Source organism: Actinosynnema sp. NPDC002837, from assembly GCF_040295345.1.
In the GTDB taxonomy this organism is placed as follows: Bacteria; Actinomycetota; Actinomycetes; order Mycobacteriales; family Pseudonocardiaceae; genus Actinosynnema.
In genome coordinates this window covers 20092-28278 of the sequence record NZ_JBEOVG010000109.1, presented here as the reverse complement: position 1 = coordinate 28278, position 8187 = coordinate 20092, and the positions used below count along the sequence as shown (strand labels likewise).

The following is an 8187-nucleotide window of genomic DNA, read 5'->3' as shown; positions in this document are numbered from 1 at the left end:
CTTTTGCCCCGGGGGTGCGACCGGTCCCACCTGGTACGCCTTACCCAGAGCACGAGTCGAAACGCGGCGGACACCCCGTCGTGGTCCCCGGGCCAGGTCCACGTCCACGAGCTGGGTGTCGTCCGGCACGTAGGCGAGCGGGTCGTCCAGCAGGTCGAGGTCGAGCAGGCCCTCCACCAGCGCGTGCAGGCACAGCGCGGAGTAGCCGCGCAGGTAGCCGCCCTCCTGCGTGAGCACGGTCGGCAGGCCCAGCCCCGACACCGCCCGGCCGATGTCCCGGTAGCCGGCGGCGGTGAGGTTGTGCCTGCCGTTCGGGTCGAACGCGGAACCGTCGAAGCCGGACGCGCAGACGAGGAAGTCCGCGCCGAACTCGGCCAGCGCCGGGAACGCGACCTCCGCCAGCGCCCGCCGGTACGCGCCGTCGCCCGCGCCGAGGGACAGCTCGACGTTGATGTTCGAGGCCCCCGACTCGGCCGGCGCGCCGGTCTGGGCGTGGTTGGCGCCCCACGGGCCGTGCCGCATGTGCACCGACACCGTGAGCACGTCGTCGGTGTCGCGGAACACCTCCTGCGTGCCGTTGCCGTGGTGCACGTCCCAGTCGAGGACGGCGACCCGGCGCCCCGCGCGGCGGGCCGTCTCGGCGACCAGCGCGGCGTTGTTCACCAGGCAGTAGCCGTCCGCCAGACTCGGCTGGGCGTGGTGGCCGGGCGGGCGGACCAGGGCGTACGCCAGGCGCGTCCGACCGGCCGCGACCGCCTCGTACGCCGCCAGCGCGGTGCCGGCCGCCGCGCGGATCGCGTCCCACGAGCCGGGGCCGACGACGGTGTTCACCTCGATGGCGGTGGGCCGCTCGCACGCGGCCCGGAGGTCGGCCAGGTAGGACGGCGCGTGGACGCGGGCCAGCTCCTCGTCGTCGGCGAACCGGCCGGTCGACCAGGACAGGTGCGGTGCGACCGGCCCGTGCTCCAGCGCGTGCCGGAACGTGCGCAGCCGGGCCGCGTTCTCCGGGTGCGGTTCGGCCGCGTCGAGCCACTCCCACCGGCCGGGCAGCTCCCACAGCCCCGTGCCGGTGTCGTGCTCGAGGCAGGCGTCGTGCCAGAAGACCTCCACCCCTGGGAGATATCAGGGCGATCACGGATGGTCCAGCGGGTTTGACCACGGGCACACTGTTGTCATGGTCATCGGTCTCATCACGGGCCTCATCGCGATCATCGGTGTGCTCGCCGCGCTGGCGCACGACGGTTACCTCGCGATGCTCGGTTCCGCCGCCAAGTCCAAGCGCGCCGCCGGCGCGCCCATCGCCCAGTACGTGCGCAGCCGGTGGACCGTCGCCGGGGTGACGACGATCATCGCGCTCGTCGGCCTGCTGATCACGTCGGGTGCCTCCACCTCGGGCGACATCATCGGCGCGCTGATCGCGGGCGGCGCCGGCCTGGCCGCCACCAACGCGCTCCAGAGCACCAGGAAGAAGCTGAACAGCGGGAGCTGAAGATTCACTCTTACGTGTGTCGCTGGGCCCCACAAGGCTGATCAGCGCAGCTCTCCGTGCACCCTGCACCTACGCTGAGCTAGCGGCGGGGTCCTCGGCGTCCCACCCCCATTCCCCGCGCCACCTGAAGCCTCAGGTGAGCTCGAGCCACCAGGTGAACCGCGAGGGCCGACGGGTCGGGGGGCGGGAGGGGTCTGCACAGCATGGACATCGGGGAACCGGAACGGTCGGGTCGGCATCGACTGGAGGACGGGGCGGCGATCTGGCTGCCCATGGGCGGGGAGCTGGACCACACACCGCTCGATCGCGCGGCGCGACCGGCGCCCGCGCCACCGCCGACGGCACCACCTCCGGCGCCACCCCCGCCCGCACCGCCCCCGCCGGACCCGTTCGTCGACACCGACGCCATGGGGCTGCGCAAGTTCAACATCGGCCTGGTGCCCGCGTCCGTGACGCCGCCGCGGACGTGGAAGCGCGCCGCCTGGTTCACCGTGCTGTCGTCGGCCGGTGTCCTGGTCGGGCTGGCCGTCGCGGCGTCCAACCTGGTCGGCACCAACGGCCCGGCCGAGCGCATCGGGCTGCCCGGCTACCCGACCGACGTGCCGCTGCTGACCGGCTTCCCCACCGCACCGCCCCCGCCCACCCCCTCCACGGCGCGAGGCATCCCCGCCGAGGCCGTGGCGGACAGCCTGGTCGCCGCCGGCGGCGACCGCGCCGCGGCGGGCAGCGCGTCGACCGACGACCAGGGATCGGGGACGTCCGCGCAGGTCACCACCGTTCCCGCCGAGTCCGGGCCGGTCTTGGACGCCGAAGCGATGGCGGTGAGCACCGAGCTGTTCTACGAAGAGGTGGCGGCGAACTCCGACGGCGCGCTGACGCTGGTCTCGGACGGGTTCCGGGTGACCGGCGAGGTGCTCGACCTGGAGCGGGAGTTCGCGGACGTGGCCCGGATCGAGGTGCGGGAGATCAGCGTCGACCCGACGCGGGGGATCACCGTGAGCACGTTGGACGTGGTCCACGAGGACGGGTCGCGGACCACCGAGAAGCGGGAACTGGTGTTCACCACCGGCAGCACGCCGCTGATAGACGGAGAACGGCCCGCGGGCGGCGCCTGAGACCACCGGTGGTGGGCGTCGCTCCGTAATCCTTCCTCCGTTAGAGGTACGGACGTCGACCACTGGCCGCCACGAACGAGTGAACTCCCACGCTGAGCTGGATTCCCGCCGCTCCCCCACGGTACGAGTCTTGGCGACTACACGACCGAGGGAGTCGCCAGTGCAGCGCCCTACGACGAGCGGTCGCCGGCACAACCGCGCGGGTTCGGTCACGGTGGCGGAGCTGATCAGGAAGCAGCCCGCACCGGTGCGGATCCGGACCCGCGAGCAGGCCGCCACCCATGGCCTGATCACCGACCTGTTGCGTGAGGAGAACGACACGGCCCCCTCGGCAAGACGTCCCACCCGTGCGGCGAAGCTCGCCGGCGTGACCACCGGGGCGATCGTCCTGCTCGGCTCGATCGCCGCCACCGCCGTGCTCGCGGGCAACCGCCCCGCCGGCCCCGACGGGCCCCTGGTCGAGCCGCCCGCGGCGATCAGCGGCTCGTCCGCGCTGCGACCCGACTTCCTGTCGGCGCAGCTGGGTCCGGGCCGGCCCGACCGGCTGCCCGCGCAGGCGCGCCTGGCCGTGCCGTCGGCCGACGACACGCCGCTGGAGCCACCGCGGATGGTCCCGCCTCCGCAGGTCGACGTCGGCCCGGAACCGGAGGTCGACATCGTGCGGAAGTTCTTCGAGCTGCTGCCCGCCAAGCCCTCCCAGGCGGCCCGGCTGCTGTCGCCCGAGCTGCTCGGCGGCAGCGCGCGCGACTTCGTCGAGTCCTGGGGCCACGTGCAGGCAATCACGATCGAGTCGACCTCGCGGCGGCCCGACGGCGCGGTGCTCGCGGTGGTGTCGATGCAGGAGCGCACGGGCCGGTGGTTGCGGGTCGAGCAGCTATTCCGGTTGACCGACACGAGCGTTCCCCGCATCGTCGCGACCGAGGTCCTATCAGCCCAACGAGGTTGACCGAGCGTAGCGATCACGCGCCAACTGTTCACTCAGCGTTCAATAAACCCATGAGTCCGTAGGAAACTTCACTCAAAGGGGTTACGTAGACGGTCACGATTCGGTATCCATGGTCCCGGTCAGTAGCGCAACGCACTCCCCGGGAAAGGTGTCCAGCGGTGTCGAACGACGACAAACGCCGTCGGCAGGATGGCTCGACGGCCAAGCTGTCGGTCGCCGACCTGCTCGCCAGGCGCGAGGCGGAGACGCAGCCGATCCCGCGGATCACCGACAGCGGAGCCGTCAACCGGACGCCGGCCGGCAGAGCCGTCAACCGGACCGCCGACGACCGGGCCGCCAACCGGGCTGCCGGTGGCGGCGCCTCGACCCGGGCCGCCGGGCGGAGCACCGACGACGACGAAGAGACCGTGCGCTTCTCCGTGGCCGCCCTCTCGGCGGCGGCCGGCGGGTCGGGGCTCTCGAACCTCTCGGGCCGCGAGCTGCACATCACCGAGCTGCTGCGCCGCGAAGGCCGCGCCGGCGAGGAGGAGCGCGGCGGCGGCGGGTTCTCCGTGCCGAAGCTCGTCGCGATGGCCAGTGGCGGCGTGGTGCTCGCCGGCACCGTCGCGTTCACCGCGACCAACCTGATGTCGTCCCCGGACGAGCGACCGCTGGCGGAGGTGCGCTTCGACGCCCGCCCGGCCGCCCGCGCCACCAACACGCTCACCAAGGACCTCGGCGCCGCGGCCGCCCAGCAGGCGCAGCAGCAGACGCAGGCCGAGACCACCACGACGACGCCCGAGCAGGCGCCGGAGACGACGACCCAGCGCGCGCCGCGGCCCGCCACCCAGCAGACGACGACCACGACGCAGCAGCAGACGCAGCAGGCGCCGTCGAGCACGACCACGCAGCCGCCGAGCTCCAGCAGCCAGCAGACGACGACTCCCCCGCCGCCGAGCACCACGACGCCCGCGCCGCCGAGCGACAGCGCGCAGCCGCCGTCGTCCTCCACGCCGCCGCCGTCCTCGTCGAACCCGAGCACCCCGCCGTCCGACGACGGCTCCGGCCTCGACCTCGACCTCGGTCTCGACCTGGGCGGGATCCTGAACCCGCTCGGCGGGTTCGACTTCTTCGCTCCGGCCAGCTGACCGCCTCACCGACGTTCCGCGCTCCCGCCGCTCGGGCACGCCGAGTGGCGGGTTCGCGCTGTGCGGTCCGGCGACCGGCGACGGCGGGCGGGCGTCCGGGGTCACCTCGGCGCGTGACTCGTGCACCCGAACGGGTGAGATGTCAGGCGATTAGCCCGATCGGCCGCAAAACTGGTGATCTTCGTGCGAACGGGTGTCCTTACGGCCCGGTATCAGGTATCCCTTCCCGGTCACCTCTCGGCTCACGTGACCTGCGCAACGGCTCGAAAGGCGTAGTCACGGCCGGGGTAGGCTCTGCGGGCGAGCGGTGGCCTAGCCTGTTCCGCGCACCGATCCGCACGACGAGGAGCCCGAGCGTGAGACCTGCTGCCCTTGCCGCGGTCACGCAGCGCCCCAGCGAGGTGGTCCGGTGAGCAACGACGGTCGCGTCATCGCCGAGCGCTACCGGTTCCTGGACCGGATCGGCAGCGGGGCGATGGGCGTCGTGTGGCGTGCCCAGGACGAGCGCCTCGGCCGCATCGTGGCGATCAAGCAGCTGCTGCTGGCGCCGAGCCTCGACGAGCGCGAGCAGGACGAGGCGATCCAGCGCGCCATGCGCGAGGGCCGCATCGCCGCCAAGCTGCACCACCCCAACGCCATCGCCGTCTACGACGTGGTGGAGGAGAACGGCGCTCCGTGCCTGGTCATGGAGTACCTGCCGTCCTACAGCCTGGCCGACACGATGGCCGAGCACGGGCCGCTGGAGCCGATCGAGGTGGCGCAGATCGGCATGCAGGCCGCGTCCGCGCTGGCCGCCGCGCACGCCGCCGGGATCGTGCACCGGGACGTCAAGCCCGGCAACGTGCTGCTCGCCGACAACGGCCTGGTCAAGATCACCGACTTCGGCATCTCCCGGGCCAGCGACGACGTCACGGTCACCAAGACCGGCCTGATCGCGGGCACGCCCGCCTACCTGGCGCCGGAGATCGCGCGCGGCCAGGACCCGACGCCCGCCTCGGACGTGTTCTCGCTCGGCTCGACGCTGTACGCGGCGGTCGAGGGCGAGCCGCCGTTCGGGCTGTCGGAGAACACGCTGGGCGTGCTGCACGCCGTCGCGGCGGGGCGGATCAACCAGCCCACGGTCGACCACCCGTTGACCGACGTGCTGCTGCGGCTGCTCAACTACGACCCCGCCGAGCGGCCGACCATGGCGCAGGCCCGCGACATGCTCAGCGCCGTCGCGCACGGCCGCAACCCCAGCCTGACCGGCCTGCTGCCGGCCAGCTCGCCGGGCTTCGCGCCGGTGCCCGCGGGCGCCACGGCCCTCATCGACGCCGACCGCACCCGCGTGGTGCGGCCCGGGCAGAGGTCCACGGGTGGCGCCACGCCGGTCGCCGCTCCGCCGCCGCCGCGCAAGAACGGCAACCGGCCGCTGGTGATCGCCGCGGTGGTGCTGGGCATCGTGCTGCTGCTCGGCTTCCTGGCGGTGGCGCTGGACTGGTTCGGCGGGAAGGACCCGATCACGCCGCCGGCGGGTGAGACGAGCTCGTCCTCGGCCACGCCGACCACCACGACCACCACGCAGGCCCCCACGACCACCGTGGAGACGCAGACGGTCACGGTCCAGCCGACCACCACGACGACCACCACGACCACGACGACGACCACCACGCCACCCACCACGACCACCACGACGACGACCGCACCGCCGGTGAGTTCGGTGAAACCGACCACGACCACCACCACTCCGACGACGACCACCACGCAAGCGAACCCGTGAACCTCGTAAGGTGGTGCCGAACCCGATCGGGTGACGCAACGTTCTTGTCCTGGTGGCGTCCTGTCGTTCGCCACTGAATGAAGCCCTAGCAGCTACTGGGAGCACGCCGTGAGCGACGATGGCCGCCTGGTTGCCGGCCGCTACCGACTTGGCCGGCGGATCGGCAGCGGTGCGATGGGCATCGTCTGGGAAGCGCACGACGAGCGGCTGCACCGCACCGTCGCGGTCAAGCAGCTGCTGCTCCAGCCCGGCTTGGCCGAGTCCGACACGGACGAGGCGAAGCGCCGCGCCATGCGCGAGGGCCGGATCGCGGCACGCCTGCAGCACCCGCACGCGATCGCGGTGTACGACGTGGCGGAGGACGACGGCCAGCCGTGGCTGGTGATGGAGTACCTGCCGTCCAAGAGCCTGTCCACGGCGCTGTCGGAGCGCGGCACGCTGCCGCCCCGCGACGTGGCGTCGATCGGCTCGCAGGTCGCCTCGGCGCTCGCCGCCGCGCACAACGCGGGGATCGTGCACCGCGACATCAAGCCGGGCAACATCCTGCTCGGCAACGACGGCACGGTGAAGATCACCGACTTCGGCATCTCCCGGGCCACCGGCGACGTCACGGTCACCGCGACCGGGATGCTCGCGGGCACGCCCGCCTACCTCGCGCCCGAGGTGGCCAAGGGTTACGACCCCGGCCCGCCCTCGGACGTGTTCTCGCTGGGCTCGACGCTGTACGCGGCCATCGAGGGCGCGCCGCCGTTCGGCCTGAACGAGAACACCATCGCCCTGCTGCACCAGGTCGCGTCGGGCAAGGTGGTGCCGCCGAAGCAGGCGGGCCCGTTGACCGCGCTGCTGATGCGCCTGCTGCGCGCCGAGCCGGAGGACCGGCCGAGCATGGCCGAGGCCCGCGAGGCGCTGGCCGCGGTGGCGGCCGGTCGGGCCGCGCCGGAGTTCCCGGTCGCGCTGCCGCAGAGCCACCCGCCGTCGTGGCAGGGCGCGCCCGTCCAGGCGCCGCAGACCCACGCGCTGGCCCCGGCCGGCCGGCACAACCCGCCCGCCGCGCCGAACAACCCGCCGCACTCCGCGACCAGGGTGGCGCCCGCGCCGACCCCGCCGCCCGCGCCGCAGCGGCAGGTGAGCCACAACCCGCCGCCCGCCCGACCGACCGGTGCGTCGAGACCGGCCGGTGGTCCGATGAAGAGCAAGCGGTCCACGGTGCTCACCGCGCTGGCCATCGCGGGCGCGGCGGTCGTGGGCATCCTGCTGGCGAGCATGCTGGCGGACAACAACGACCCGGGCGGCAACCAGGCCGGCTCGACCACGACGACCGCGGCGCTGGAAGCGGGCGGCGAGGCGTCGGTCACGCCGTCGAAGAAGCCGTCCACCCCGACCGCCAAGATCACCGTCCTCCCGACGCCGCAGCAGCAGGAGCAGGCGCTGCGCGACTACTTCGCCCTGCTGCCGGAGAACGTGGACGAGGGTTACAGCCGGTTGACCGCCAAGATGCAGGCCACGGCCGGCGGGGCGACCGGCTACCAGGGCGTGTGGAGCCAGGTGAAGTCGATCGAGCTCAAGAACGTGCGGGAGAACTCGTCGTTCGCCTACGAGGTCGACATCGCCTACCACATGAAGGACAACTCGGTCATGACCGAGCGCAAGCTGATCATCCTGAAGTGGGAGAACCAGGGCATCTACATCGACGGTGAGCAGAAGCTCGGCCAGCCGTAGATCAATCGCAGGTCGGTGGGTCAGCCGAAGGT

At 72.7% G+C, this 8187-nt stretch carries 7 protein-coding genes; 6 read left to right on the top strand and 1 reads right to left on the bottom strand.

Annotated elements, in window-relative coordinates:
- A partial coding sequence (locus tag ABTZ99_RS39770) for an arginase family protein (RefSeq protein WP_499618192.1) occupies positions 1-1110 on the bottom strand: 1110 nt, incomplete at its 3' end.
- A gap of 64 nt (positions 1111-1174) precedes the next feature.
- On the opposite strand from ABTZ99_RS39770, the gene ABTZ99_RS39765 reads away from it, so the two are divergent.
- The 6 genes from ABTZ99_RS39765 to ABTZ99_RS39740 all read left to right on the top strand — a co-directional run bounded on the left by ABTZ99_RS39765 (position 1175) and on the right by ABTZ99_RS39740 (position 8155).
- Positions 1175-1489, top strand: coding sequence for a hypothetical protein (locus ABTZ99_RS39765; protein WP_230572381.1), 315 nt, complete (start codon positions 1175-1177; stop codon positions 1487-1489).
- A 203-nt stretch (positions 1490-1692) separates the two neighbouring features.
- Positions 1693-2604, top strand: a complete 912-nt coding sequence (locus ABTZ99_RS39760) for a hypothetical protein (RefSeq protein ID WP_498783502.1) — start codon at positions 1693-1695, stop codon at positions 2602-2604.
- A gap of 160 nt (positions 2605-2764) precedes the next feature.
- Positions 2765-3550 carry a hypothetical protein gene (locus ABTZ99_RS39755; protein WP_498783501.1) on the top strand — a complete coding sequence of 262 codons (786 nt, stop codon included), beginning with the start codon at positions 2765-2767 and terminating at the stop codon, positions 3548-3550.
- 158 nt (positions 3551-3708) lie between these two features.
- Positions 3709-4677, top strand: coding sequence for a hypothetical protein (locus ABTZ99_RS39750; RefSeq protein WP_499618190.1), 969 nt, complete (start codon positions 3709-3711; stop codon positions 4675-4677).
- A 409-nt stretch (positions 4678-5086) separates the two neighbouring features.
- Positions 5087-6436, top strand: a complete 1350-nt coding sequence (locus ABTZ99_RS39745; protein WP_498783497.1) for a serine/threonine-protein kinase — start codon at positions 5087-5089, stop codon at positions 6434-6436.
- A gap of 108 nt (positions 6437-6544) precedes the next feature.
- The gene (locus ABTZ99_RS39740; protein ID WP_498783495.1) at positions 6545-8155 is read left to right on the top strand and encodes a serine/threonine-protein kinase; all 1611 of its coding nucleotides are present in this window, start codon (positions 6545-6547) and stop codon (positions 8153-8155) included.
- Positions 8156-8187: the final 32 nt, after the last annotated feature.